Raw genomic sequence first — 640 nt, 5'->3', positions numbered from 1 at the left:
GGCGGCGCCTCGGCCAGGGCGGCGACCGCCGCGGCCCCGCCGCGCAGGGGCAGCGCCGGGCCGAGCCAGCTCACCAGCGCGTTCCAGAACGCCCCGGACCGCGCCGGCAGCGCCAGCGCGGGCGGCGCCCACGGGTCGGGGCTCACGCGGGGCCGCTCCCGAACAGCCGGCCGAGGGCCGAAAGCCCGTCGGGCGCCGATCCGGCCGCCTCCAGGACGCGGATCCGCCGGGCCGGGAAGCGCTCGCGCAGCCGCTCGGCCAGGAGCCGGGCCGCCCCCGCCAGGGCCTCGCCCGAGGCGTCGAAGGCGTGCGCGAGGGTGACGTCGAGGCTGTCGCCGGTCAGCCGGACCGTGATGGCGTCGAGGCCGCCGGTGCCGTCGCCGACGAGGCGGAAGCTGCCGCCCTGGACCTCGGCGATCCGGTCGAGGCGCACCGCCTCGGCGACGCGCTCGGCGAGGATCTCGACGCGCCGCGCCGCCGGAGCCGGGGGCGGGGCGGCGGGGGCCACCGCCGCGGCCGGCACCGCCGGTATCGGCAGGGCCGGCACCGGCACCGCCGGCACCGCCGGCGCGGCGGCGAGGTCGGCGGGGGCGAGTTCGGCGAGCAGGCGGTCGCGGTCGCTGGCCGCGCCCGCGCCGCC

1 protein-coding gene is annotated in these 640 nt (G+C 82.8%); it reads right to left on the bottom strand.

Going from position 1 to position 640, the window contains the following annotated elements; all coding sequences use genetic code 11:
• Positions 1–142: 142 nt before the first annotated feature.
• Positions 143–640, bottom strand: a 498-nt coding sequence (locus EOE48_RS29515; RefSeq protein ID WP_210249610.1) for a hypothetical protein, incomplete at its 5' end; no start/stop codon positions are given.

The organism is Methylobacterium oryzihabitans (assembly GCF_004004555.2).
Lineage (GTDB): Bacteria > Pseudomonadota > Alphaproteobacteria > Rhizobiales > Beijerinckiaceae > Methylobacterium > Methylobacterium oryzihabitans.
This window is presented reverse-complemented; position numbering and strand designations above follow the sequence as displayed.